The following is a 23,928-nucleotide window of genomic DNA, read 5'->3' as shown; positions in this document are numbered from 1 at the left end:
TATCGGTGATTCCCGACCGGCGGCAAGAGGCGCGGGCGGCTCACGTCGACAATTCGTCGGCAAGGCCCGAACCGCCGCGAGTTCCGGTGATTGCCCTTGTGGAAACAACGCGCTAGACCACGTTTCATAACAGGAGCCAGCCCCGCCATGCCCGCAAAACTGTCGGTCAACCTGAATGCCGTCGCCATGCTGCGCAACCGCCGGGACCTGCCCTGGCCGAGCGTCACCGGCCTCGGCCGGATCGCGCTTCGGGCGGGCGCCAGCGGGCTCACCGTCCACCCGCGTCCGGACCAGCGCCATATCCGCTTCAGCGACCTTGCGCCGATCCGCTCGCTGATCGACGGCGAGTTCCCCGAGTCGGAATTCAACATGGAGGGTTTTCCCGAGGAGAACTTCCTGCGGCTGGTCGAGGAGCATCGTCCCGAGCAGGTGACGCTGGTGCCGGACGACCCGCGGCAGGCGACCTCCGACCATGGCTGGGATTTTCGCGCGAGCGAGGCGCTGCTGCGCACCATCGTCGGCCGCCTGAAGGGGCTTGGCCTGCGCGTCTCGCTCTTTGCCGACGGAGAGCCGGACCGCGAGGCGCTGGCGATCGCAAGGGACGTCGGCGCGGACCGGATCGAGCTTTATACCGGCCCCTATGGTGGCTGCCATGATGACCCGGCGGAGGCCGCGCGCCTTGCCGGACGGCTCGGCGAGACGGCGGATATCGCCTTCGGGCTCGGCCTCGGCGTCAATGCCGGCCACGACCTCACCGTCGCCAACCTGCCGATGCTCGCCGCGCGCATTCCGCACCTTGCCGAAGTCTCCATCGGCCATGGCCTCACCGCCGACGCGCTGGAATACGGCATGGCGGAGACGGTGCGCCGCTTCTGCCGCGCCTGCGGCCAGGACGTCTGAGAGGCGGCACCCGCAAAGGCGCCGCCCTTCTGCCTCAGCCGAGGAAGGCCGCCTTGTTGGCGGCGACGAAATCCTCGAAGGACGTCGGCTTGCGGCCGGAGAGCTTTTCGGCGTCGTCGGTGACCATCGCGATCTTGCCTTCGCGCGTGTTGGTGTCGAAGGAGACGACGGTGGGAATGAACCCTTCCGGCAGGCCGGCGGCCTTGAGGCCTTCGGCAAGCTGGGCATCCGTCACATGCACCACGTTCAGCGGCTTGCCGGTGGCGGCCGAGACGATGGCGGCGATCTCGTCGGCCGTGTGGCTCTTCGTGCCCGTCAGCGTGTAGGTGCGGCTCTCGTCGCCAGCCGAAAGCAGCGCGCCGGCGATGGCGGCGGCGGTGTCGGCGCGGGTGATGTGGGCCAGTTTGCCGTTGCCCGAGGCCGTGTACCAGCTTCCCGTCTGCAGGGCGTGCGGCAGCGACATGAAGAGGTTTTCCGCATACCAGCCGTCGCGCAGGATCGTATAGGGGATGCCGGTCGCCTTGATGGCCTCCTCGGTGCCGAGATGGTCGGGGGCGAAGGTGACGCGCGAATCGTCCGGCTGCGGCATGGACGTGTAGAGGATGTGCTTTGCGCCGGCCTTCCTGGCGGCGGCGACGGCGGCCTTGTGCTGGGCGAGGCGCCGGCCGGGCCTGTCGAGCGCGTCGGTGGAGAGGATCAGCACCTTGCCGGCGCCCGCGAAGGCGGCATCGAGCGAGGCCGGATCGTCGAAATCGGCCGCGCGGACGGTGACGCCCTTTTTCGCATAGGCGTCGAGCTTGGCGGTGTCGCGCGTGGTGGCGATGATGTTTGCGGGCGCGACCTTGCCGGAGGCGAGCAGCGCATCGAGGACGAGGCGGCCGAGATGGCCGGACGCGCCGGTGACGAGGAGGGTGTCGGTCATGTCTTTACCTTTCGTGGCGGGCAGGCGGGACGGAGACCTCCGGTCCTGCGGCGAGTTGGTCTCTTATTGAGACTTGCTCTTATCTGGTAATCTGCTAGAGCGTGTAAAGAAGGCAGTTTTTTCTGCGGTGGTTACTTCAAGGGAACCGGGTCATGAACAGGGTCGTCGATCGCGCCGAGGGCGAACGTGTCATTCTCATCGACGGCGTCGCCATGTCGATGGACGATTGCCCGGTGCGCGACGTGCTGGACAGCGTCGGCGGCAAGTGGACCTCGCTGATGATCCTCGGCCTTGCGGACGGGCCGCGCCGTTTCTCGCAACTGCGCCGCTTCATCCCGGATATCTCCCAGCGCATGCTGACCCAGACGCTGCGCGACCTCCAGCGCGACGGCTACCTCACCCGCACCGTCTATCCCACCCAGCCGCCGAGCGTCGAATACGCGCTGACGCCGCTCGGGCGATCCTTCCTTGCGCTCCTGCGCTCCCTCGTGCAGTGGTCTACGGAGAACCACAGGGCGATCCGGGCCGCGCGAACGGCCTATGACGCCGGGCAGCAATAGGCACGACCGGGGACGGGCATGGAACGACTGGATATCGGCATTGCCGGCGCGGGGCCCGCGGGGCTTGCGGCCGCGCTGTTCCTCGCGCGCGCCGGCCACAAGGTCGAGCTCATCGAACGCTTCGCGCAGCCCTCGCCCGTCGGCTCCGGCCTGCTGATGCAGCCGACGGGCCTGACGGTGCTCGACGCCCTCGGCCTTTCACCGGCAATCCACGCCCTCGGCAACCGCATCGACCGGCTGCACGGTGCGGATGCGTCGAGTGGCCGCACGGTGCTGGACGTGCGCTACGACGCGCTTGCCGGCGGGCGCTACGGGCTTGCCGTGCACCGTGCCGCGCTGTTCTCGACCCTCAACGACGCCGTCGTGGCCGAAGGCATTCCGGTCCGCACCGGCATCACGCTCGCCAAGGCCGAGACGCGGCAATCGCGCACGGCGCTGCACGATCCGGACGGCGAGATCGTCGGCGACTACGACCTGGTGATCGATGCGACCGGCGCGCGCTCGCAGCTTGCCGCCGCCTCGGTCGTCGCGCCCATGGTGAAGGAACTGCCGTGGGGCGCCTTCTGGGCGACGCTCGATTGCGACGGCATCGCGCATGACGCGCGGGCGCTGACTCAACGGTATGACGCAGCGAAAGTCATGATCGGCGTGCTGCCGGTCGGCCGGGCGCGGGCGGGGGAAGGGCGCAAGGTCGCCTTCTTCTGGAGCCTCAAGACGGCGGACGCGGATGCGGTGAGAAAGGCCGGGCTCGACCGCTGGAAGGCGGGCATTGCCGGCTACTGGCCCGAGGCGGTGCCCTTCCTCGACCAGATCGCCGACTGGGACCGGTTGACGCTCGCGCGCTATGCCCACCGCACGACGCTGCCGCCCCATGCGGACGGCATCGCCTTCATCGGCGACAGCGCCCATTCGACCAGCCCGCAGCTCGGGCAGGGGGCGAACATGGCGTTGCTCGATGCGGCCGCGCTCGCCCATGCGCTTCGGACATCGGGCTCGCTGGAGGAGGCGCTTGCGGCCTATGCGGCCGCCCGGCGCAGCCATGTTCGGCTGTTCCAGCTTCTCTCCTATGTCTTCACGCCGTTCTACCAGTCCGATTCGCGGTCCATCGCCTGGCTGCGCGACCGGCTGGTGGCGACCATCGCGAAAATTCCGCCGGCGCCGCAGATCCTTGCCGCCATCGTCTCCGGAACGCTCGCCGATCCGTTCAGCCGGGCGGGCCTGACGGAATGCCGCTGGCCGGACGGCGTGCTCCGGGAAGCCTGAAACGCAAAAAGCCCGCCGGAGGCGGGCTTTTCGTTCGCTATCGCGAAAGGATCAGGCTGCGGTCAGCTGATCGGCAGACATCTTGCCGGACTTGCGGTCGCGGACCAGCTCGAAGCTGACCTTCTGACCTTCGTTGAGGCCGGCGAGGCCTGCGCGCTGTACGGCGGAGATGTGGACAAAAACGTCCGGTTCACCGCTGTCCTGCTGAATGAAGCCGTAGCCCTTGGTGGTGTTGAACCATTTTACGATGCCAGTTGCCATGACGAAACCTTTCCTGAGCCGTCAAATCAATCTTCGGCCGCCGCAGCGGCCACGGGAGGTCGAATTTGAAGGGGAAGTCGTGAAGGTGACGGTTTTGGGCCGGCAAATACGGAAGTCAACGTTCAAATCGATGCGCGAGAAATAGTGGTTTCAATCTGACTGGTCAAGAGTCGGGCGCATGCGTGCGTGCGGGGAAAACGGAACGGGGGCGACGGCACGCGGATGATTGCCCACAGGAAAAAGGCCCCGTTTCCGGGGCCTTGCGGTTTTCAAAGCCTCAGGCAGGGCGCCGCTTGTCGACGCGGTGCTGGTCGAGGAAGGCGGCGATGGCCGCTTCGCCGCACAGGCGGCGCTGTTCCACGAGCGCGGCGGCAAGGCGTGCGGCCTCGCCGAAGGTGGTGATCGGCGCTTCGGCCGCCGCGGGATTGCGCGCAAGCGTGCCGGCGACGATATCCGCCAGCACATGCGGAAGGAGATCGGTGCACTCCTTCATGCTTTCGAAGACGATACCGATCGGAACGAGCCTGTCTTCGTAGATGACGGCGGGTTCGGCGCGTTCGTCTTCCCAGGTTTCGAGAGCTTCAAGGGCATCGCCGAACAGTTGCTGCAGGGTGATGGGAGCATGTCCTTCGTGAAGGTCCGGCAGGAAATTCAACATTTTCTGTCTCCTTGGCGTAAGGGCGTCGGGCTTCGTACTCCTGACTGGGACCGGCGGTTCGGCCTTTCCGGCAGGCGCCGGCGGCGGCCTGTTGCACCGCGAGCCTCACAAATCTTAACAACGGGAAATGGATTGGGAAGCGAAAAATTTTATCCAAGCGGCATGGAGATTGTCGCGTTCGTGGACTTCTGTTTCAAATCAGCGAGATAGCGGAAAGAAAATTTCTGGGCCGTTGTGCGTTGCAGCGATGCCCGCAGTCGGGATCTGCATCCCCACGGGAGCAACGCGGGCTGCAAATCACCCATCGAGTCACGATACCAACAAGCCTGTTGACCGCGGCGCGGGAGGGCGCTAGAAGATGGCGAACCGTACGGTACGGTACGCAAAATTCACGGATGGGTATCTTGCAGGACGCAGGGCAGGGAAAGACGGGCGCGGCTGCCGCGGGCCTGACGGAACGTCAGGGCGCGGTGCTGGAGCGTGCGCTCGGCCTGCTCGTGGAAGGCGGGGAGCGGGCCTTGACGACGGCCGGCGTCGCCCGCGCCGCCAACTGCTCGAAGGAAAGCCTCTACAAGTGGTTCGGCGACCGCGACGGGCTGATCGCGGCGATGATCGCCTACCAGGCCGGCAAGGTGCGCACGGTCGAGGTGAGCGCGGGCGCGCTGACGGCCGAGACGCTGCGCCGGCATCTTCTCGCCTTTGCGCGCGACCTCATCGACGTGCTCTCCGGCGACGTGTCGCTGGCGCTCAACCGTCTTGCCATCGGCCAGGCGAGCCGCGAGGGCGGCGGTCTCGGCCGCCTCCTGCAGGAGCGCGGCCGCCGGCAGATCGGCCGGCGCGCGGCGGCGTTGCTCGAAGCCGGCCGCAAGGCGAAGCTGCTTGCCTTTTCCAGTGCGGAAGAGGCATACGGCACACTCTACGGGCTGATCGTCTCGGACATGCATCTGCGCATGCTCCTGGGCGAGGACGCCGGTGCACTCAAGAAGGAATTCTCGCCGCGCGCGGAGAAGGCGATCGACGCCTTCCTGACGCTCCACGGCGTGAAAGGATAAGCCGGCGGACAGCCGCCGGTTCGGATCAAACAGACGTCAAGGGAAGGAACCATCGATGCGCGTCTATTACGATCGTGATGCCGATCTCAACCTCATCAAGGCGAAGAACGTCGCCATCGTCGGCTACGGTTCGCAGGGCCGTGCCCACGCCCTCAACCTCAAGGATTCCGGCGCCAAGAACGTCGTGATCGCGCTGAAGGCCGGTTCGCCGACCGTCAAGAAGGCGGAAGCCGACGGCTTCAAGGTCATGACCGTGGCGGAAGCCGCCAAGTGGGCCGACCTCCTGATGATGGCGACGCCGGACGAGCTCCAGGCCGACATCTACAAGAACGAGATCGCGCCGAACATCCGCGACGGCGCGGCCATCGCCTTCGCCCACGGCCTCAACGTCCACTTCGGCCTCATCGAGCCGAAGGCTTCCGTCGACGTCGTCATGATCGCGCCGAAGGGCCCGGGCCACACGGTTCGCGGCGAATACCAGAAGGGCGGCGGCGTTCCCTGCCTCGTCGCCGTTCACCAGAACGCCTCGGGCAACGCTCTCGACCTCGCGCTCTCCTACGCCTGCGGCGTCGGCGGCGGCCGTTCGGGCATCATCGAGACCAACTTCAAGGAAGAGTGCGAAACCGACCTCTTCGGCGAGCAGGTCGTTCTGTGCGGCGGTCTCGTCGAGCTGATCCGCGCCGGTTTCGAAACGCTGGTCGAAGCCGGCTACGCGCCGGAAATGGCCTATTTCGAGTGCCTGCACGAAGTGAAGCTGATCGTCGACCTGATCTATGAAGGCGGCATCGCCAACATGAACTACTCGATCTCCAACACGGCCGAGTGGGGCGAATACGTCTCGGGCCCGCGCATCATCACCGCCGAGACCAAGGCCGAGATGAAGCGCGTCCTCACCGACATCCAGACCGGCAAGTTCACCTCCGAGTGGATGCAGGAATGGAAGGCCGGCGGCGCCCGCTTCAAGGGCATCCGCCGCAACAACGACGCTCACCAGATCGAGGAAGTCGGCGCCAAGCTCCGCGGCATGATGCCCTGGATCGGCAAGAACAAGCTGGTCGACAAGGCCGTCAACTAAGCTTTCCTGCCTCTTTGCAGGAAATCGGGCCGGGCGGTTCTCCGCCCGGCTCTTCTTTCAGTTCATCTGAAATAGTGCAGTGCATCCTCTCCGCTATTGCGGTGCGGCAAGTAATAATCTTGCCGGAAAGGCCGAACGGGCGCAGAATACGGGCGTGTTTCGTTCCGCTGTCAGGAGGATAGTGCGATGACCACGATTACCCAATACTTCGCCTGGTTCGATCTCTTCATTCTGGCCAGTATAGCAACGCTCGTGCTGCTCAGCCTTTACGGCGACCGCACGACCTGAGCACGGCCGCGCAAGACGCCCTCGCGAAGACGAGTGCAGTGCAGGAAATGGATGGCACGCAAGACCTTGGGGCGTGCGCCTCTATTCTTGGTGCGATTATTTAGGTCAGTATTATTGACATAAATACGGTGCCATGATGAGGTGCGGGCAGACAACAAGCCCGAGGAAACCTCCTATGTTCAAGTGGGAACAGGCCTTCGCGACCCGTGCGTCGCGCATGAAGGCGTCCGAAATCCGTGAATTGCTGAAACTCCTGGAGCGGCCGGACATCATCTCCTTCGCCGGCGGCATTCCCGATCCCGCGCTGTTCCCGCGCGAAGCCTTCTCTGCCGCCTATACGGATGTGCTGGCGGGCGAGGGTGCCGCGGCCGGCCTGCAATATTCCGTCAGCGAGGGCTACAGGCCGCTGCGCGACTGGCTTGCCGGCGAGATGGGCAAGCTCGGCGTTCCCTGCAAGGCGGAGAACGTCTTCATCGTCTCGGGCTCGCAGCAGGGCCTCGATTATCTCGGCAAGCTCTTCCTGTCGCCGAAGGACACCGCGCTCGTCACCTGGCCGACCTATCTCGGCGCCCTGCAGGCCTTCAATGCCTATGAGCCGACCTACGACCGGCTGAACCTTGCCGGCAACCGCACGCCGGACGCCTACCGCGCCACCGCGGCGGAAGCGGGCGGGCGCGTGAAATTCGCCTATCTCTCCGCCGATTTCTGCAACCCGACGGGCGAGACCGTCGACCGGGCGGGCCGTGAGAAGCTGCTGGACCTTGCCGAGGAGCTGGACATCCCGGTCATCGAGGACGCCGCCTACCAGTCGCTGCGCTATGACGGGGAGGCGATCCCGCCGATCCTCGCGCTCGAAATCGCCCGCAAGGGCGACATCGAGGCGGCGCGCACGCTCTATTGCGGCTCGTTCTCCAAGACGCTCGCGCCGGGCCTTCGCGTCGGCTACATCGTCGCGGCCTCGCCCGTCATCCGCAAGCTCGTGCTGATGAAGCAGGCCGCGGACCTGCATTCTTCGACCATCAACCAGATGGCCATCGCCCATGTCGCCGAGCGCGGCTTCGACGCACAGGTCGCCAAGGTCCGCGCCGCCTACAGCCACCGCCGCGACGTCATGCTGGCGGCGCTCGATAAATACATGCCGGACGGCGTCCACTGGACAAAGCCGGAAGGCGGCATGTTCATCTGGGTGACTCTGCCGGCGGGCATGGACGGTGCCGCGCTGCTCGCCCGCTCCATCGAGACCGAGAAGGTCGCCTTCGTGCCGGGCCAGGCCTTCCACGCCGACCGCAGCGGCGCCAATACCCTGCGCCTCAGCTTCTCCTGCGCCGACGACGCGACCATCGAGGAAGGCATCTCCCGCCTCGGCCGGCTGCTGAAGACGGAGCGGCTTGCCGCCTGATCGGCGTGCAATTGCCCCTCACCCTAACCCTCTCCCCGCAAGCGGGGCGAGGGGACGTGCCCCACAAACCGGTATTGCTTGGGGAAGCCGGTGCGGCCTATCCCTTCGCCCCGCTTGCGGGGAGAAGGTGCCGGCAGGCGGATGAGGGGCATTCTGTCTATTCCTTGAGACACGCCAGTGCCGCCTCGAACACCAGGTCCGGCAACACCCCGAACGTATAGGGCGCGTGCACGCGCTCCCATTTCTGGTGATAGTCGCGCCCCCAGGGCCCGATATTGACCGTGGGGAAGGAGAGCAGCCCTTCCGGCGCATCGTCGGTGAAGGCGGCGGACGGCGTGTTGGCGGCGATGAGGCCGGTTTCGCCGGCATCCGGCCGGTGGCCGAAGAAGCTCATGTCGGAAATGCCGGCGAAGATCTGCTTGAACTTGATCGACGTGCCGTGCCGCTCCGCGGCCGCGTCCATGACGCGCCGGAGCCGGGCCTTCATGTCGCCGGTATCCGAGCGCTCCAGATGCACCAGCGGGTAATGCAGGCTGCCGAAGCCGACGATCACCGCAGGTCCCTCGATGCCCGCCTCCGTCGCCGCCGCCGAGACGATCTCGCGGCTGACCTTCAGGGGATCGGTGCTGCCCGAAAGCGAGCGGTCGAGCGCGTCGAGACGGGCGAGCGCCGCCGCGCCTCCCCGCGCCTTCAGCCGCGCGATGAGCTCGGCATAGGTGAGCACCAGTCCCTCCGTCGTCGCCCCGGCGTGGTTCCGATAGCGGGCCCGATGCGCATCCTGCGTTTCGAGCGCGGCTTGCAGCGCGCCGGCGACGATGGCGCGGAATTCTGCGAGCATGTCGCGCGCGCTGCGGCGGTGCGTCAGCCAGTTGAAGGAGAGCCAGACGCGGTCCGGCGTCGTCACGTCGTAGCCGTCGCGGATATCGCGCGCCTCCAGGCAGACGGGCGGCGGGGAGCGCTCGCCGAAGGCCTCGTCGGAAAGCTCCGGCACGGTATCCATCGCCCGGACGATCTCGGCGCCGATGCGGTGGGCGCTCGTGCCGTTGAAGGGATAGCCGGCATGGGTCGGCCGGCCGATGACGAAGGCGAAGGGCGCGAACTTGCCGATGGAGCCGAGATAGACCGCACGGCCTTCCTCGCCGTCGCGCTCGCAGCTCGACGCGTCGAGGTTGATGCCGGCGACGATATCGAGGTCGAAGCGCCGGGCGATCCCCGGCAGGGCGTTGCGCAGGCTGCGCATGCCGCGCGAACGGTTTTCCTCGTCGGGCGTCGCGACGAAGAGGATGTTGCCGTCCGGCGCGTCGAGCCCGGCAAAGCGCTCCATCGCGGCGATTCCCGCCGCAAGGCCGCTCTTCATGTCGAGAAGGCCGCGGCCGGCGATGAAGTCGCCGCTCTCGAAATCCCGGAGCGCCTTTTCCTCTGCGCCGTTTCGCGGGCGGCCGCGAAGCTCTTCGACAAGCGCTCGCGTCAACGGTTCCGGATCGCAGGCGAGCGGGGCGAGCGTGCCGTAGTTGGCGATCGAGACCGTGTCGAAATGGCCGGCCAGCACCACCGTCTTCCGCCCCGTGCCGCGCACCAGCGCGACGACGTTCCGCGTCAGCGGCTCGCCGTGGCTGTCGACGGTGAAGAGCTGGTCGGGATGGCGTTGGAAATACGGCGTTTCGGCCAGAAGCGCGTGCAGCCGCCCGGAAAAATCCGCCTCGTCGGGCGAGCCCGTCACGCTCGGCCAGCACGTCATTGTGAGGGAGAGGTCCTTCGTGCGCGCGGCGGAGATGCGGATTGCGGTATCGTCTGTCATGGAAGGCCTGCCGGAACTGTTGCGCCAATGGGCCGAGGCTAGCCAAGGATGGCGGCGGGCGAAACGGCAATCTTGCGGAAAACCGCGCCTGTCCCAAGCCAAGCATCGCCACGCTACGGCATGACGATGTCGATCTCCTCGCCGCTGGAGGAATAGGTGATCCGCCCGCCCTTCCAGCCGTCCGGGCTTTCGAGGCGGATTTCCAGCGTCACCTTGCCGTCGGGCGAGGGCACCATGAAGCTGCCGTCCGGCGACATGATCTGGCCGATGGAGAAGGTATAGCGGCTGACCGCCATCTCGGAACCGACCTTGAGGCGGGTGAAGGTGCGGGCGGTCAGTTCGTTCAGCTTTTCCGCCGAGAAGAAGGCAAGGTCGTCCATCCGGTAGAGCCGTTCCGGCCGGAACTCGGCGTCCCACGGCATCATCATGCCGGAGGCGGTAACGCCGCGGTCGCTGGCGGTGTAGTCGCGCATCGTGCCGGGCTTGTCCGGCACTTCGGCGAGGATGCGCATCGAATCGCCGCTGACCGTGATCTCGGCAAAGCGCGCATTCGTGCCGAACTGCTCGCCGATGGCGGCGAGCACGTCGCCGGTCGTTGCCGGATCGAGCCAGTTGCGCTTCGGCCGGCGGGCGGGCGGCAGGTCGGCGAGGCGCACGGTGCCGTCGGCGGTCAGCTCCACCGAGCCGCCGTTGGAAAAGAGCGCCAGTTCCCCCGGCTGGCCCCAGTCGGTGAAGTGCACGGACCAGCGCTGTTCCGGCTTGCCGGGCCCGTCGGAGAAGAGCCGCAGCATCATGTAGTTGAGCGTCGATTTCTCGTTGCCCCAGGCCTTGACCGCATTCTCGCGGACTGCCGCCAGCGGGCCGAAATCGACGTCGGCAAGCGACAGGGCGGGCTCCTCAGCCGTGCCGGGAAAGAGCGGCGAGGTGACGGGCGAGCGCGTGACGCCGGCAAGGTCCCAGGAATAGCCGACGGCATTGTCGGGCAGGCTTGGATGGTCGGCCTTCACCTGAACGGATTTCGGATAGATCGTCACGTCGTGCACCACCGGCTTGCTGCCGATGGCGCCGAGCAGGCTCGCCAGCGCCGCTTCCTTCGGCCAGTCGTCGTCCTTGAGGAAATCCATCGTGCGGGCGCGCACCGTGTTGGAAAGGTCGCCGCCGATGATGTTTCCGCCGGCATCCGCGTAGACCGTCGCGCTTTCGCGCGGCGAGGCGACATAGATCGACCAGCGGATATCGCCATAGGCGGGCGAGGGGAGCAGGCCGACGCGCCGGGCGATCTCGATGGAGCGCACCGCCGCCTCGTCCTGCAGTTTCGCATAGGCAATGGCGTGGGCGGCGACCGTGCTCACCTCGTCGAGGGCGAAGGCCTCGAGCGGGAAGAAGCCGGAGGCCGGATCGGCGACGATGGCGGGCGCCGGCTTTGCCGAAGGGCCGCTCACGACCTCCGCGGCAAAGAACAGGAGCCGCGTCGCCTGCCGCACGCTCCATTCGTCGACGTCGCCCGGCCGGCTGCTGCCGGCAAGCACCGTCACGTCCCTGTCGGTGATCCGGATCGTGTGCACCTGTAGCTTGCCGCCGAGCGCCTCGGTGACGCGCGCGACGGCGCGGGCGGCTTCCCCGGCCGTCGTCAGGTAGCTTTCGGCGGCGCGGGCGGGCGGGGCGGCAAGCACCGCCCAGGCCAGCCACGCCGCAAGGACCATGCGTGCCATGCCGGATGCCTTGCCCATGACCGATCCTCCATGGGCGGATAACGGCGGGATCGGGCGGTTTATTCCGTGAACGGCGCCGGGCGGGGAGAAAAGACGCTTTCCATTGCCGGTCAGCCGGTTACACTTTACCGGCACTCCCGGAAGGACCCCATGTCGCTGCGCCTTGCCACGTTCAATATCGAAAACCTCATGACCCGTTTCGATTTCACGGGTTTCCGCAACCAGCTTCGCCAGGATCGCGTCCTGCGCCTCTTCGACATCCGCAACGAGGCGGAATACCAGCGGCTGGAGGAGGCGCGCACCATTGCTCATACCGACGATGCCCGCCAGCATTCCGCGCTCGCCATCGCCGACGCAGATGCCGATATCCTCTGCCTGCAGGAGACCGACAACATGGCGGCGCTGCAGGCCTTCGAATACGGCTACCTCTTCCGCATGGTCGGCAACGGCTACCGGCAGAAGTATCTCATCGAGGGGAACGACAGCCGCGGCATCGACGTCTCGGTGCTGATGCGCGAGGAGACGCGCGACGGCCAGCGCATCGAATGCATCGACATCCGCAGCCATGCCGGCGTCACCTATCGCGATTTCGACCTCTTCACGCCGGACCTCGGGCCGGGCATCCATCCGCAGGACAAGATCTTCAAGCGCGACTGCCTGGAGATGGACCTGCGCATCGGCGGGCGGCCGCTGACGCTCTATGTCGTGCATTTCAAGTCGATGGGGCCGGGGCGCGACGGCATGGACGGGCGGCAGTCCACCATGCCGGTGCGCATGGCCGAGGCGCGCGCCGTGCGCCGTATCGTCGAGGACCGCTTCGGCGCCGGCCGCACGGCGAGCAAGGCCTTCGCCATCTGCGGCGACATGAACGACTACCAGGAGAAGCTGCGCATCGAGGGCGACCGGCGCAACGGCTACCGCTTCGTTCCCGAAAAGGAGCCGGTGAGCGCGCTCGACGCCTTCACGGCGGACGGCTTTGCCGTCAATCCCATGCTGCGCCGGCCGGTGGAGGACCGCTGGACGCTCTATCACAGCCGCGGGCCGGAAGAACGGCACCTGTGCCAACTCGATTATATCTGGCTCTCGCCGTCGCTGGCCGAGCGCAACGCGCAGCATGTGCCGGAGATCGTGCGCGCCGGCCAGCCCTTCCGCACGCTCTTTCCGCCGGGGCAGGACGTGGAGCGCTATCCGCGCATCGGCTGGGACAGGCCAAAGGCCTCCGACCATTGCCCTGTGGTCATGACGCTGGATTTGTGAGCCGCGGGCCTATGCATTTCCGCTTGCCCGTGGCGGATGCCTCGGGCAGGCTGGGGAAAACCGAACAGGGAGAATGCCTTGCCTCGCCGCTATGCCATCTACGACGTCTTCACCGATACGCGGCTTTCCGGCAATCCGCTGGCCGTCGTCTTCGATGCCGACGATCTCGACGGCGTCGTCATGCAGCGCATCGCCGGCGAGTTCAACCTGTCGGAGACCGTCTTCGTGCAGCGGCCGGAGAACCCGGCGCACACCGCGCGCCTGCGCATCTTCACGCCCGGCCGGGAACTGCCTTTCGCCGGCCACCCGACGGTGGGCGCGGCGGTCGCCATCGCCGAGGCGGACGGGGAGAGCGCGAGCCCGCGCGACCAGGTGAGCGTGCTGGAGGAGAATGTCGGCCCCGTCCGCTGCGCGGTGCAGCTCGGCGGCCGCAGGGCGACCTTCGCCGAATTCGACCTGCCGTGCATGTCCGTGCGGCTCGATGCCGCCTTCGAGCGGCAGGCGCTCGCCGATGCCCTCAGCCTGAAGCCGGGGCAGATCGGCTTCGAGAACCATGTGCCCTCGCTGTGGAGCGCCGGGGTCGCCTTCGTGATGATCCCCGTGCACGACCTTGCCGCCGCCGCCGCCGTGGATTTCGACCCGGCGCTCTGGGAGCGCTGCGCGCCCTTCGCCGAAGGGCATCTTGCCGCCGCCTACCTCTATTGCCGCGGCGGGGTGAACCATACCGCCAGGTTCCACGCCCGCATGTTCGCGCCCGACATGGGCATTGCCGAGGACCCGGCGACGGGGGCGGCGGTCGCGGCCCTGTCCGGCGCGATCCAGTTCTTCGACAAGCTGGTCGACGGCCATCACCCGATCCTCATCGAGCAGGGCGTGGAGATGGGGCGGCCCTCGCTGATCCATCTCCATCTCGACGTTTCCGGCGGCACGATCGCCCGCGGGCGCATCGGCGGGCAGGCGGTGCGGATCGCCTCCGGCCTGCTGGATTTGTGACGGCCGTTTTTGCGCTGCGGAAGAAAATTCGCCCCCGACGCATTTTTTTCGGACGGCGGTATAGACAAGCCCGGCGAAGGCATTTATACGCCCCTCCAGACCGCTGGAGCGGTCAAGTGGGTGATTAGCTCAGTTGGTAGAGCAGCTGACTCTTAATCAGCGGGTCCACGGTTCGAGCCCGTGATCACCCACCAAAATCAAATACTTAGCGGTTTTCTATCAACCCGCATTTTACAGCAGAACGGAAGTTTTACACTTTTATATCGCGTCTGATGGCGTCAATGATTTCTTCTCGGGCGAGAGTGGTTTGCGGCTGACTAGATCAGCATCGCCCGCCGCGCGGATGATATCTCCGATGTCAGTTTGCTCTTCTCTTCATGTGGCTTTGCCAGGTGCGCATACGCGAAGGTGATCGCCGTTCCTCGCAGATCGTGGAGGGTAACGCCCTTGATGCCCAACCTGGTCATTTCCTTGCGCCACAAGGCCCAGAAGCCACTGGATGTCCAGTTATCGCCAAATGAGTTGACGAGCATTTGGTGCTGACCGTTCTCTTGACCTTCGCAGGATCGGCAGAATATCGGGCGCAGCGGTGATGCGCACCTTTGCCCCCGTTTTCCATTGCTTGATTGATATCCTACGAGCGCTTTCCCGGCGCTCGTACAAGATGCGCGAACTGGTGGCCTCTCTGATCTGCGGTGCTCTGGTGCCGGCTGCCTGACTTCGCCCGCCATTCATTGCCTAAATGTGATCAACTGGCCACGGCCTCCCGACAGGGTTGCAGCCCAGCGCGCGGCGGCGTTCCTGATCGGTGTGTTAGCGATGTGGATTTCAGACGCGGTATTTAAGTTTGCCGTGAGGAGATTTAGACCCACAGGTGCCGCCGAGTAATTCGGGACTGCGCATCGGATGGCTTGCGGGCATCATTTAACGGGAGGTATTACGTATAATTTTACAATTTCCCCGCGAAAATTGCGTTGACAGTTTGCCATATGTTCGCAACATTTGAGTTGTGATGCTTGCAACTGGGGAGGCTGGCATGAGTAAGTCTTGCATCGTCGGGATTTCACGCAGCCTGATCGCTTTGGTGGTTTTATTCGCATCGTTTGTCCAAACAAGTTCTGCGCAGCAATTCGATCCTCGTCAGGTACTTGCGTTATTAATTCACCAGCTTCAAACCGGCACACCAAATCCTGGGCTGATTGGCCCGCAGCTTTGGCAAACGATTGCCATGCAAACAGGTAATTCTGGCGTGTATGTGCCGCTACAACAACTGGGCCAAGTCACTGGAATAAATGTCGTGCAGCAAATCCCGTTGCCGTTTGGAGTGGGGTTTGTGATGACTGCGCAGCATCAGAACGGCCAATCGAACTGGCAATTCGCAATAAGCCAGATGAGCGGAAAAATTGAGTATGCTGGCTTCAACGTGCAGCAGGTTGGTTCTGGCGGAGATCGTGGCACTAGTGGTGGTAGCGGGGGGACTAGCGACGGTGGTTCAGATCCGATTCCGCCGTCTCAGGCATGCGATCAATTCCCTGATCTGTGCTAGGGAGGCATGCGATGTTGTCTCGACGAAGCTTCGTGGTCGGAAGTATTGCTGTGCCCTTCATTCGTGCATGCCCTTGCCATGCTCAGCAATTCACAGCAAGTGATCGGACACCCAACACCTATGGGTGCTGGCTTGACGATGAAGATGTTGATTCAGTCTATCCGGTAGGTACAGACACGCGTCTATTTGTTTCAGGCGATGAGCCGATGATTCCGAAATCTGGTGATCGGAACTTCGACTATGCCTTGGCTCAAACGCTTTCTAAAATAAGTTCTGTCTTTGATGTCCTCCCCGGCTTCGCGTACTATGACGACTATGATGGAAAGAACGCATACGCTACTACGGCCGTTCGGCTGAACAGAGCTGACGGGACTGTCTTGTTCGGACAGGGGCTGCTTGCTGATCTTCGGGCCTCTCCTGACCATCCTGAAATTGCGGTGACCGCTGTATGTGCACATGAGTTTGCTCATGTCTTTCAATATAAGCATAATTTGATGGATGGGCTTCTGGCGGGCCAGTCGACCGTCAAACGAGTTGAGTTGCAGGCAGATTTTCTTGCCGGGTATTTTGCAGGGATCAGAAAGAAGGAAAGGCCCGCGTATGCTGCGGCAGTGGTGGCTGCGACCCAGTCGAAATTCGGTGACGATGCAATCGACAACCGTGGGCATCATGGCACGAATCAGGAGAGGGGAGTTGCGGTTGTCGCGGGTTTCAAGTTCGGAACTGGCGTTTCTCGCAGTATCTCTGAAGTGATCCAGGTAGCGAATAATTACGCGCTTAGTCTCTGACCACGCATGAGGCATCTCTATCCGAAGGGTCGCCTCCTTCGTCCCTCCATGTGTTCACGCTTCCCTGTAGGGGAAGTCCTCCTGGGGAGGGGAAGAAACAAGTGGGCACATGCGTCAAAAGTGGTGGATCTTGTTTTACAATCGGCTTTGAGAATTACTGTAGTCATTGAGTGATCTTTGGCGATATTCTACACCCGCCAAATTTTCTCAAATTCCGCTGATTAAACAAGCCTTTGGCAAAGCGAAGGCGCCTGCCTTCCGCTTGTCTCTGCCCGCCCCCTTGCAAGCCGTCCTCCCTCCGCCATATTGCCTTGGCGAGGAATGGAGACCTGTCATGAATGAGAACGGGATTGCGCGGCCGGATGCGGTTGTGGGCTTCTGGTGCGAGACGCTGACGGCGAAGGACTGGTGGCAGTCGACGCCGGAGCTCGATGCGCGCGTGCGCGAAAAGTTTGCCGCAACGCACCTTGCGCTTTCGCGCACGGTGCCGGACGAATGGCGGGCAAGCCCCGAGGCGCGGCTTGCAGCGATCATCGTGCTCGACCAGTTTCCCCGCAACATGTACCGGGCCTCGCCCCTTGCCTTCGCCACCGACTGGATCGCCCGGCGCGAGGCGCTGCTGGCGCTGGACGCGGGGGCGGACAAGGCGGTCGACTACGGCCGCCGGCATTTCTTCTACATGCCCTTCGAGCATTCCGAGCTGCTGGCCGACCAGGACCTCAGCGTCTCGCTCTTCGAGGCGCACGGCGACGAGACGTATCTCGATTATGCCGTCCGCCATCGCGACGTCATCGCCCGGTACGGCCGCTTTCCGCATCGCAACGGCTTTCTCGGCCGCGTTTCGACGCCGGCCGAGGAGGCCTATCTCGCCGAGCCGGGGGCGGGATTCTAGCGCCGGGAGGAAGGCCGTTTAAAATGGCCGCATTCACGGCTAGAAGTGAACGGAATCGCCCGGGTGCGATGCATCGTCTGCCTTTGCTTACCGAGGATGGCCTGTTGCCGCTCTTTCGCCTTCTCTCCATCCTTTTCATGCTCGTCCTTTTCGCGGCCGCGCCTGCCGCCGCGCAGACGGCAGCCGCGTCCACGGACGACATCGCAACGCAGCTCGAGCAGGCGAGCAACGACCTCCGGAAGGCGGGCGATCAGCTCAACGCCATCCGCGAGCGCGTCGAGCGCTACGAGGACGACGACGCCCGCCTCGTCGACCTGAAGGTGGAGACGGAGACGCTCAACCGCTCGATCCTGGCGACCTCCGTCGCCATGCGGCCGCGGCTCGACGCAATCAAGGCGCGGCAGGCCGAACTCGGCGATCCGCCACCCGAGGGCGCGCCCGCCGAGGCCGACGTCGTGGTTGAGGAGCGCAAGAAACTGGCCGCAGAGCGCAACCAGATCAACGCGCTGACCGGCGAGGCCGAGAACCTCTCGATCGAGGCGACCAGGCTTGCCAACCGGGTCACCGAGATCCGCCGGCGGCTTTTCACCGACGCCATCCTGAAGCGCACGGAGATCAACGCCGACCTCTTCGCCAATGCCTCCGGCGCAATGGTGAACGAGACGCAGACCTTCGGCCGCACCGTGACGGCCTGGCTGCAGTTCGTCTGGAATTTCAAGCGGATGCCGCTGCTCGCCGCGCTGCTTCTGTCGCTCCTTGCCGCGCTGGTGCTGCTTTCGGGCAGCTACCGGCTCTTCTCGCCCTACATCAGCGCAGCGCGGCAGGATAAGCCGAACTACATCACGCGCCTTTCCGTCGCCTTCTGGTCGACGGTGCTGCCGACGATCGCGGCGGCGGCTTTCGCCGGGGCGAGCTATTTCTTCCTCGACGCGTTCAAGGTGCTGCGCACCGATATCGCGCCGCTCGTCGCCATCACGCTCGGCATGGTGGTGGCGATCTATTTCGTCGGGCAGCTTGCCAATGCGGTGCTGTCGCCGGGGGACGGGCACTGGCGGCTGGTGCGCGTTTCCGACCGGGGTGCCCGGCGCCTGTGGCTCCTGATCGTCGGCATGGCGCTCGTCAACGGCGCCGACTACTTCCTCGGCACGATCAGCGAGGTGCTGGGCTCGCCCGTGGTGCTGACGGTGGTCAAGAGCTTCTTCGCCTCGATCATCATCGGCCTGCTCCTGCTCGTCACCGCCTTCGTCAAGCCGGTGCTGCGGCAGGGCGAGACGCCGGATTCGCCGGGCCGTCCCTGGCCGCGCTCGGTCTTCGTGCTGCTGGTCCTCATCGGCCTCGGGCTCATCCTGTCGGCGCTGCTCGGCTATGTCGGCATGGCGCGCTTCGTCGCAACGCAGATCGTCGTGACGGGCGCGGCGGTGGTGACGATGTATATCGGCTTCCTGTCCGGCCGCGCCGTCTCCGCGACGAACGCCTTTGCCGATACCGCCATCGGCAAGCGGCTGGAGGAGCGCTTCGGCCTCAGCCCGGTCGCGCTCGACCAGATCGGCCTTGCCGCGGGCCTTGCGATCTATCTCCTGATCATCGTCTGCTTCGTGCCGCTGATCCTCCTGCAATGGGGTTTCCAGGTCGCCGACATCGAATCGTGGACCTATCGCATCTTCACCGAGATCCGCGTCGGCAGCATCAGCATCTCGCTCGTCGGCATCCTCGTCGGCATCCTGCTCTTCGTCTTCGGCCTCGTCGTCACGCGCTGGTTCCAGAAGTGGCTCGACGGCAACGTGCTGGCGCGCAGCCAGGTCGATACCGGCGTGCGCAACTCCGTGCGCACCGCGGTCGGCTATGCCGGCGTCGCGCTTGCCGGCCTCGTCGGCATATCGGCGGCGGGCATCAACCTTGCCAGCCTCGCGCTCGTTGCCGGCGCCCTCTCGCTCGGTATCGGTTTCGGCCTGCAGAACATCGTCTCGAACTTCGTTTCCGGCCTCATCCTGCTCGCCGAGCGGCCGTTCAAGGTGGGCGACTGGGTGGTGGCGGGCACCACGGAGGGCTTCGTGCGCCGCATCTCCGTGCGCGCCACGGAGATCGAGACCTTCCAGCGCCAGACGGTCATCGTGCCCAATTCGCTGCTCATCAACGGGCAGGTCGGCAACTGGACGCACCGCAACAAGCTCGGCCGCATCGAGGTGCCGATCAGCGTGCACGGCGGCAACGACCCGCGCCGGGTGCAGGCGGTCCTCGCCGCGGTGGTCGGCGCGCAGCAGGGCCTCCTGCGCAATCCGGAGCCGACGGTGGTGTTCCTTGCCTTCTCCGCCGCCACGCTGGATTTCGAGATCAGGGCATTCCTCGCCGATATCCTCAACGGCGGCAGCGTCAGGTCGGAGCTGCGCACGGCGATTCTCGAAAAGCTGCGTGAGGAGGGGATCGCCATCGGCGGGCCGGCCGCGCCCGAAGTGCCGGTGAAGATTTCCCCGGACGGCGCCCGGCTCATCACCGCGCTCCTCGACGAGGCGGTGGAGAAGGTAAAGCCCGCCCCCCGGCGCCGCGGCAAGCCGGCGCAGGATGTGCCGGACGGGGAGGGCGCGTGACGCCCTGCCCGATTTGCGGCGCATGAACGCCGCATTCACGCTGCATTCAGCCGCCCCCGCATAAAACACATGCAAATCCGCCCGATGGGCGATAGTGTTGCCTTGGGCTTTTGAACAGGGGCGGCGGTTGCGCCGGGCAAAGATGAAGCGAACGATCGTGATGCTGCTCGTGTCGGCAGGGATGGCCGCTCCGGCCATGGCCGCCTCGGTGACCAACAAGGACGCCGACACGCAGGTCCTCGTCATCGTCGAGGGCGGCAGCCGCATGGAGATCGCCGTCGAACCGGGCGCCACGCAGACGATCTGCCCCGCCGGTTGCTTCGTCACGCTTCCCAACGGCGACCGCATCGCGCTCAACGGCGGCGAGGAGGTCGAAATCGAAGGCGGGGCGGCCTCCGTCAAGTAAAGTCCAAGGTCAGGCGGGAGATATCCTGCCTACCGCGTTTTCATGCTCTCTAAATTTAACGCTTTCGCAAAGGGTTGCAGCTACCCCTTAGACGGGGAACATCCATTTACGAAGGCATGTCATGGCGTTTATCGGCATTTCCGGGATGCAGTATTCCGGCGCGTCTCTTTCGCAGCACCGTATTCTTCTTGCCGAGGACTCCAACGTCTTCACATCCATGATCTCGAAACGGCTGAAGGAACTCTTCGGCATCGAGGTGGATATCTGCCGCAGCTTCGAGGAGCTGGAACTGGCCTATGACAAGTCCACCGAGAAGATCACGCTCGCCATCTCCAACATCAACCTGCCGGGAGCGGAGAACGGCGAGGCGCTGAACTATCTCGTCGACCTTTCCATTCCCACCATCGTCTTCACCGGCACCTTCCAGCAGAAGACGCGCGACCAGCTCCTGTCGAAGGAGATCGTCGACTATATCCTCAAGGACAATATCTTCGCCGTCGACATGCTGGCCGAGTCGGTCTGCCGCTTCCTGACCAACCACCAGCATCATGTTCTCATCGTCGACGACAGCGCGACTGCGCGGGCGCTGCTTTCCACGCGCCTGAAACGTTACAATTTCCGCGTGAGCACGGCGGAGAACGGAACGAGCGCGCTGGCGCTCCTCAAGGCGAACCCGGACATCGCCCTGATGATCACCGACTACAACATGCCGGACATCGACGGCTTCGAGCTGACGCGCCGCATCCGCGGCACGACCGGCTCGCACCAGCTGCGCATCATCGGCATCTCCTCGTCGACCGACCGGCTGCTCTCCGCCCGGTTCCTCAAGGCCGGCGGCAACGACTTCATCATGCGGCCCTTCATCGACGAGGAATTCTATTGCCGCGTGAACCAGAATCTCGACACGCTCACCCAGATCAGGACCGCGCAACTGCGTCTTGCGGGCTGAAAAAGCGATCCACCCTGTTCTGTCCTTCACGTAACGTAAGATATTCGCGCGCAGATTAACCACTTGGTAAAACCAGTGGTTTGTAATGCTGCAAACGGGAACTTCATCAAGGCACTGGACGGACGTGGGAGTGGATTCAAATCCGCAGCGAGGAACAGCATTTCTGCGCCACTCGGGCCAGCAGGTGCTGCTCGTGGAAGACTCGCGCATGTTTTCCACGGCCGTGAAATATCGCCTCGAGCAGGAGCTCGGCCTTTCCGTCACCCATTGTTCCAGCATGGCGGCGCTGCGCGCGACGCTCGAAGGCGACATGCCGGACTTCGTACTAGCCGTTCTCGACCTCAACCTGCCGGATGCGCCCAATTGCGAGGCGCTCGACTATGTGATCGCCCATCAGATCGCGCCGCTCGTCTTCACCGGCTCGTTCAGCGACGCCACGCGCGACCAGATCCTCGCCAAGAACGTGCTCGACTATGTCGTGAAGGACAATCCGGCAGCCATCCAGCAGCTCGTGCTTGCGGTGGACCGGATCCTCACCAGCGGCAAGACGAAGGTGCTCGTGGTCGATTCCGACGCGGAATGCCGGCGGATGCAGGTCGATCTCATCACCCGGCAGCACTTCCAGGTGATCGACGTCGACAGCGGCGCGGCCGCGCTCGATATCCTCGATACCCATGGCGGGATCGACCTCATCGTCTGCGACCTCGACCTTTCCGACATGGACGGCCTCGATCTCCTGAGCGAGATCCGCCAGCGGCACGGCGAGGACGCCGTGCGCGTCATCGGGCTTTCCACCGACGAGGACCGGGCAAGGGCCGCGCCCTTCCTGCGCGCCGGCGGCGACGACTACCTGCGCAAGCCGTTCATCCAGGAAGAGTTCAACAGCCGCATCTTCCGCGTCGCCGCGATCCAGAAGCGGGTGCAGTCGCTGAGCCGCATCGCCGCGCGCGACTACCTGACGGACATCTACAACCGGCGCTATTTCTTCGAGACCGGCCCGCGCATCGTCGAGCAGGCGCTGCGGCGCGGCGGGCTTGCCTCCATCGCCATCCTCGACATCGACCATTTCAAGCGCCTCAACGACACCTACGGCCACGAGGTCGGCGACGTGGTGCTGAAGGCCGTCTCGCGGCGGCTGCGGCACCGGGTCGGCGACCGGCATCTCCTCGCGCGCCTCGGCGGCGAGGAGTTCGGCGTCATCTTCAACGGGCTGGGGCTGGACGAGGCATCCGACTATTGCGACCGGCTGAGGGCGGAACTGGCCGCCCAGCCGATCGACGCGGACGGCGAGCCGTTGACGATCACCGTCTCGGTGGGCCTTGCCGCCATTTCCGGGCGCGAGACCTTCGACAACTACCTCAACGCCGCCGACCAGTTCCTCTACATGGCCAAGCATGCCGGCCGGAACCGCGTCTTCTCCGAACTTTCGCTGATGAACGCGCTGGCAAGCTGATCCCCCGCCGAAGCGGGGGAGGTTCTCGGCCGGTTTTCAGGATGGTTCAGCGCGCGATGGCCGACAGGGTCAGCTTGCGCTCGGCGCGTTCCTGCTGAGGCGAGCGGTTGTAGAGCTCGCGGTAGCATTTTGAGAAGTGCGAGGCGGAGACGAAGCCGCAGGCGACCGCCACCTCCACCACCGGCATGGAGGACTGCACGAGAAGGTGACGGGCGCGGTCGAGCCGGATTTCCAGATAGTAGCGGGCGGGCGAGCGGCCCATCTCCTGGCGGAACAGGCGCTCGATCTGGCGGCGCGAAAGGTCGGCGCTGTCGGCGATCTCCAGCAGCGACAGCGGCTCGGCGAGGTTCTTCTCCATCAGTTCGATGATCGACAGCACCTTGGCGTTCTGCACGCCGAGGCGGGCGCGCAGCGGCAGGCGCTGGCGGTCGTGCGGTCCGCGGACACGGTCCGTCAGCGCCTGCTCGCAGACCCGATTGACGAGGTTTTCGCCGAAATCCTGGTCGATCAGGTTCAGCATCATGTCGAGCGAGGCGGTGCCGCCGGCGCAGGTATAGATGTTGCTGTCGATCTCGTAGAGGTCGGCATAGACGTCGACCTGCGGGAAGGCCTCGGCAAAGCCCGGCAGGTTCTCCCAGTGGATGGCGCAGCGCTTGCCCGAGAGCAGGCCCGCCTGGGCGAGCACATGGGCGCCCGTACAGAGCGAGCCGACGGCGATGCCGCGGTTATAGACCTCGCGCAGCCAGGCGTTGACCGACTTGTTGGAGAAGTCCTCCACATAGATGCCGGAACAGACCAGCACCATGGAGGGGCGGTTCTCGCCGCCCAGATGCTTGCGCTCGTCGGCGAGCGAGGAATTCACCTCGATGCCGATGCCGCTGGAGGAGAGCACCTGCTGGCCGTCGGTGGAGGCGAGGCGCCAGGTGTAGGCCTCGTAGCCGAGCATGCGGTTGGCGATGCGCAGCGTCTCGATCGCCGCCGAAAAGGGCAGCATGGAGAAGTTGGGCACCAGGAAGAAAACCAGAGAGCGCTTCTTGACGTCTTGCTTGTTCATCGGACTATCCATGCTGGGGAGGCGATGTCGCAATCGTCGCAGGCGTGGTGGCGGCCGCGCTAGCATTTTTGCGACGTCCACAAGGATGGATACGACTGAGACATACCCTCTATCGCC

22 protein-coding genes and 1 tRNA gene are annotated in these 23,928 nt (G+C 64.8%); 16 read left to right on the top strand and 7 right to left on the bottom strand.

The window, feature by feature from the left end; translation table 11 throughout:
* Positions 1 to 147: 147 nt before the first annotated feature.
* On the top strand, positions 148 to 900 hold the full coding sequence (locus tag ACZ5TO_RS09295) for a pyridoxine 5'-phosphate synthase (RefSeq protein WP_464800300.1): 753 nt from the start codon (positions 148 to 150) through the stop codon (positions 898 to 900).
* A gap of 34 nt (positions 901 to 934) precedes the next feature.
* Here the strand turns inward: ACZ5TO_RS09295 and ACZ5TO_RS09290 are convergent, their stop codons facing one another.
* Positions 935 to 1,822, bottom strand: coding sequence for an SDR family oxidoreductase (locus tag ACZ5TO_RS09290; RefSeq protein WP_464800299.1), 888 nt, complete (start codon positions 1,820 to 1,822; stop codon positions 935 to 937).
* 152 nt (positions 1,823 to 1,974) lie between these two features.
* Between ACZ5TO_RS09290 and ACZ5TO_RS09285 the strand changes: the two genes are divergently transcribed.
* Positions 1,975 to 2,382 (top strand): winged helix-turn-helix transcriptional regulator, encoded by a 408-nt coding sequence (locus ACZ5TO_RS09285; protein WP_184140034.1) that lies wholly within the window; start codon positions 1,975 to 1,977, stop codon positions 2,380 to 2,382.
* Positions 2,383 to 2,400: 18 nt separating this feature from the next.
* Positions 2,401 to 3,645, top strand: a complete 1,245-nt coding sequence (locus ACZ5TO_RS09280) for an FAD-dependent oxidoreductase (RefSeq protein WP_464800298.1) — start codon at positions 2,401 to 2,403, stop codon at positions 3,643 to 3,645.
* Between the two features lie 51 nt (positions 3,646 to 3,696).
* On the opposite strand, the gene ACZ5TO_RS09275 is transcribed toward ACZ5TO_RS09280, so the two are convergent.
* Both ACZ5TO_RS09275 and ACZ5TO_RS09270 read right to left on the bottom strand, forming a co-directional pair.
* Positions 3,697 to 3,906, bottom strand: coding sequence for a cold-shock protein (locus ACZ5TO_RS09275; protein ID WP_184140030.1), 210 nt, complete (start codon positions 3,904 to 3,906; stop codon positions 3,697 to 3,699).
* A gap of 277 nt (positions 3,907 to 4,183) precedes the next feature.
* Positions 4,184 to 4,564, bottom strand: coding sequence for a BRA0787 family protein (locus ACZ5TO_RS09270; protein ID WP_464800297.1), 381 nt, complete (start codon positions 4,562 to 4,564; stop codon positions 4,184 to 4,186).
* A 395-nt stretch (positions 4,565 to 4,959) separates the two neighbouring features.
* Here ACZ5TO_RS09270 and ACZ5TO_RS09265 point away from each other — a divergent pair, with 395 nt between their 5' ends.
* From ACZ5TO_RS09265 to ACZ5TO_RS09255, 3 genes are all read left to right on the top strand, one after another.
* Positions 4,960 to 5,616 (top strand): TetR/AcrR family transcriptional regulator C-terminal domain-containing protein, encoded by a 657-nt coding sequence (locus tag ACZ5TO_RS09265; RefSeq protein ID WP_464800296.1) that lies wholly within the window; start codon positions 4,960 to 4,962, stop codon positions 5,614 to 5,616.
* A 55-nt stretch (positions 5,617 to 5,671) separates the two neighbouring features.
* The gene (gene ilvC / locus ACZ5TO_RS09260) at positions 5,672 to 6,691 is read left to right on the top strand and encodes a ketol-acid reductoisomerase (RefSeq protein ID WP_184140024.1); all 1,020 of its coding nucleotides are present in this window, start codon (positions 5,672 to 5,674) and stop codon (positions 6,689 to 6,691) included.
* A gap of 463 nt (positions 6,692 to 7,154) precedes the next feature.
* Positions 7,155 to 8,378, top strand: a complete 1,224-nt coding sequence (locus ACZ5TO_RS09255; RefSeq protein ID WP_464800295.1) for an aminotransferase-like domain-containing protein — start codon at positions 7,155 to 7,157, stop codon at positions 8,376 to 8,378.
* Positions 8,379 to 8,535: 157 nt separating this feature from the next.
* Here ACZ5TO_RS09255 and ACZ5TO_RS09250 read toward each other — a convergent pair whose 3' ends face one another.
* Both ACZ5TO_RS09250 and ACZ5TO_RS09245 read right to left on the bottom strand, forming a co-directional pair.
* On the bottom strand, positions 8,536 to 10,176 hold the full coding sequence (locus tag ACZ5TO_RS09250; RefSeq protein WP_464800294.1) for a M20/M25/M40 family metallo-hydrolase: 1,641 nt from the start codon (positions 10,174 to 10,176) through the stop codon (positions 8,536 to 8,538).
* Positions 10,177 to 10,289: 113 nt separating this feature from the next.
* Entirely contained in the window at positions 10,290 to 11,906 is a 1,617-nt protein-coding gene (locus tag ACZ5TO_RS09245; RefSeq protein ID WP_464800293.1) for a hypothetical protein, read from the bottom strand.
* 132 nt (positions 11,907 to 12,038) lie between these two features.
* Here ACZ5TO_RS09245 and ACZ5TO_RS09240 point away from each other — a divergent pair, with 132 nt between their 5' ends.
* The 3 genes from ACZ5TO_RS09240 to ACZ5TO_RS09230 all read left to right on the top strand — a co-directional run bounded on the left by ACZ5TO_RS09240 (position 12,039) and on the right by ACZ5TO_RS09230 (position 14,332).
* Positions 12,039 to 13,145, top strand: coding sequence for an endonuclease/exonuclease/phosphatase family protein (locus ACZ5TO_RS09240; RefSeq protein ID WP_464800292.1), 1,107 nt, complete (start codon positions 12,039 to 12,041; stop codon positions 13,143 to 13,145).
* Positions 13,146 to 13,223: 78 nt separating this feature from the next.
* The gene (locus ACZ5TO_RS09235; RefSeq protein ID WP_464800291.1) at positions 13,224 to 14,138 is read left to right on the top strand and encodes a PhzF family phenazine biosynthesis protein; all 915 of its coding nucleotides are present in this window, start codon (positions 13,224 to 13,226) and stop codon (positions 14,136 to 14,138) included.
* Between the two features lie 118 nt (positions 14,139 to 14,256).
* Positions 14,257 to 14,332 (top strand) — tRNA-Lys (locus ACZ5TO_RS09230).
* A gap of 123 nt (positions 14,333 to 14,455) precedes the next feature.
* On the opposite strand, the gene ACZ5TO_RS09225 is transcribed toward ACZ5TO_RS09230, so the two are convergent.
* The gene (locus ACZ5TO_RS09225) at positions 14,456 to 14,671 is read right to left on the bottom strand and encodes a hypothetical protein (RefSeq protein WP_464800290.1); all 216 of its coding nucleotides are present in this window, start codon (positions 14,669 to 14,671) and stop codon (positions 14,456 to 14,458) included.
* A gap of 503 nt (positions 14,672 to 15,174) precedes the next feature.
* Between ACZ5TO_RS09225 and ACZ5TO_RS09220 the strand changes: the two genes are divergently transcribed.
* The 7 genes from ACZ5TO_RS09220 (at position 15,175) to ACZ5TO_RS09190 (ending at position 22,757) form a co-directional block, all read left to right on the top strand.
* Positions 15,175 to 15,684, top strand: a complete 510-nt coding sequence (locus ACZ5TO_RS09220) for a hypothetical protein (protein WP_464800289.1) — start codon at positions 15,175 to 15,177, stop codon at positions 15,682 to 15,684.
* 11 nt (positions 15,685 to 15,695) lie between these two features.
* Positions 15,696 to 16,472 (top strand): hypothetical protein, encoded by a 777-nt coding sequence (locus tag ACZ5TO_RS09215; RefSeq protein ID WP_464800288.1) that lies wholly within the window; start codon positions 15,696 to 15,698, stop codon positions 16,470 to 16,472.
* A gap of 334 nt (positions 16,473 to 16,806) precedes the next feature.
* Positions 16,807 to 17,364, top strand: coding sequence for a DUF924 family protein (locus ACZ5TO_RS09210; protein WP_464800287.1), 558 nt, complete (start codon positions 16,807 to 16,809; stop codon positions 17,362 to 17,364).
* 104 nt (positions 17,365 to 17,468) lie between these two features.
* Positions 17,469 to 19,949: a mechanosensitive ion channel domain-containing protein gene (locus ACZ5TO_RS09205; protein WP_464800286.1), complete on the top strand. Its 2,481-nt coding sequence runs from the start codon at positions 17,469 to 17,471 to the stop codon at positions 19,947 to 19,949.
* 142 nt (positions 19,950 to 20,091) lie between these two features.
* Positions 20,092 to 20,355: a hypothetical protein gene (locus tag ACZ5TO_RS09200; protein WP_184139890.1), complete on the top strand. Its 264-nt coding sequence runs from the start codon at positions 20,092 to 20,094 to the stop codon at positions 20,353 to 20,355.
* Positions 20,356 to 20,476: 121 nt separating this feature from the next.
* Complete coding sequence (locus ACZ5TO_RS09195) at positions 20,477 to 21,304, top strand: response regulator (RefSeq protein WP_184139888.1); 828 nt, start codon at positions 20,477 to 20,479, stop codon at positions 21,302 to 21,304.
* Positions 21,305 to 21,512: 208 nt separating this feature from the next.
* The gene (locus ACZ5TO_RS09190; protein WP_464800285.1) at positions 21,513 to 22,757 is read left to right on the top strand and encodes a GGDEF domain-containing response regulator; all 1,245 of its coding nucleotides are present in this window, start codon (positions 21,513 to 21,515) and stop codon (positions 22,755 to 22,757) included.
* A gap of 46 nt (positions 22,758 to 22,803) precedes the next feature.
* Here ACZ5TO_RS09190 and ACZ5TO_RS09185 read toward each other — a convergent pair whose 3' ends face one another.
* The gene (locus tag ACZ5TO_RS09185; RefSeq protein ID WP_184139879.1) at positions 22,804 to 23,811 is read right to left on the bottom strand and encodes a GlxA family transcriptional regulator; all 1,008 of its coding nucleotides are present in this window, start codon (positions 23,809 to 23,811) and stop codon (positions 22,804 to 22,806) included.
* Positions 23,812 to 23,928 lie beyond the last annotated feature (117 nt).

Source organism: Shinella sp. Sh6 (assembly GCF_055392685.1).
Note: the sequence above shows the minus strand (reverse complement) of the source record. Positions and strands in the feature narration are given on the sequence as shown.

Coding starts and splice junctions, on each gene's coding strand:
- ACZ5TO_RS09295 (WP_464800300.1), top strand. CDS start 148: ATGCCCGCAAAACTGTCGGTCAACCTGAATGCCGTCGCCATGCTGCGC.
- ACZ5TO_RS09290 (WP_464800299.1), bottom strand. CDS start 1,822: ATGACCGACACCCTCCTCGTCACCGGCGCGTCCGGCCATCTCGGCCGC.
- ACZ5TO_RS09285 (WP_184140034.1), top strand. CDS start 1,975: ATGAACAGGGTCGTCGATCGCGCCGAGGGCGAACGTGTCATTCTCATC.
- ACZ5TO_RS09280 (WP_464800298.1), top strand. CDS start 2,401: ATGGAACGACTGGATATCGGCATTGCCGGCGCGGGGCCCGCGGGGCTT.
- ACZ5TO_RS09275 (WP_184140030.1), bottom strand. CDS start 3,906: ATGGCAACTGGCATCGTAAAATGGTTCAACACCACCAAGGGCTACGGC.
- ACZ5TO_RS09270 (WP_464800297.1), bottom strand. CDS start 4,564: ATGTTGAATTTCCTGCCGGACCTTCACGAAGGACATGCTCCCATCACC.
- ACZ5TO_RS09265 (WP_464800296.1), top strand. CDS start 4,960: ATGGGTATCTTGCAGGACGCAGGGCAGGGAAAGACGGGCGCGGCTGCC.
- ilvC (WP_184140024.1), top strand. CDS start 5,672: ATGCGCGTCTATTACGATCGTGATGCCGATCTCAACCTCATCAAGGCG.
- ACZ5TO_RS09255 (WP_464800295.1), top strand. CDS start 7,155: ATGTTCAAGTGGGAACAGGCCTTCGCGACCCGTGCGTCGCGCATGAAG.
- ACZ5TO_RS09250 (WP_464800294.1), bottom strand. CDS start 10,176: ATGACAGACGATACCGCAATCCGCATCTCCGCCGCGCGCACGAAGGAC.
- ACZ5TO_RS09245 (WP_464800293.1), bottom strand. CDS start 11,906: ATGGGCAAGGCATCCGGCATGGCACGCATGGTCCTTGCGGCGTGGCTG.
- ACZ5TO_RS09240 (WP_464800292.1), top strand. CDS start 12,039: ATGTCGCTGCGCCTTGCCACGTTCAATATCGAAAACCTCATGACCCGT.
- ACZ5TO_RS09225 (WP_464800290.1), bottom strand. CDS start 14,671: ATGCTCGTCAACTCATTTGGCGATAACTGGACATCCAGTGGCTTCTGG.
- ACZ5TO_RS09220 (WP_464800289.1), top strand. CDS start 15,175: ATGAGTAAGTCTTGCATCGTCGGGATTTCACGCAGCCTGATCGCTTTG.
- ACZ5TO_RS09215 (WP_464800288.1), top strand. CDS start 15,696: ATGTTGTCTCGACGAAGCTTCGTGGTCGGAAGTATTGCTGTGCCCTTC.
- ACZ5TO_RS09210 (WP_464800287.1), top strand. CDS start 16,807: ATGAATGAGAACGGGATTGCGCGGCCGGATGCGGTTGTGGGCTTCTGG.
- ACZ5TO_RS09200 (WP_184139890.1), top strand. CDS start 20,092: ATGAAGCGAACGATCGTGATGCTGCTCGTGTCGGCAGGGATGGCCGCT.
- ACZ5TO_RS09195 (WP_184139888.1), top strand. CDS start 20,477: ATGGCGTTTATCGGCATTTCCGGGATGCAGTATTCCGGCGCGTCTCTT.
- ACZ5TO_RS09190 (WP_464800285.1), top strand. CDS start 21,513: ATGTTTTCCACGGCCGTGAAATATCGCCTCGAGCAGGAGCTCGGCCTT.
- ACZ5TO_RS09185 (WP_184139879.1), bottom strand. CDS start 23,811: ATGAACAAGCAAGACGTCAAGAAGCGCTCTCTGGTTTTCTTCCTGGTG.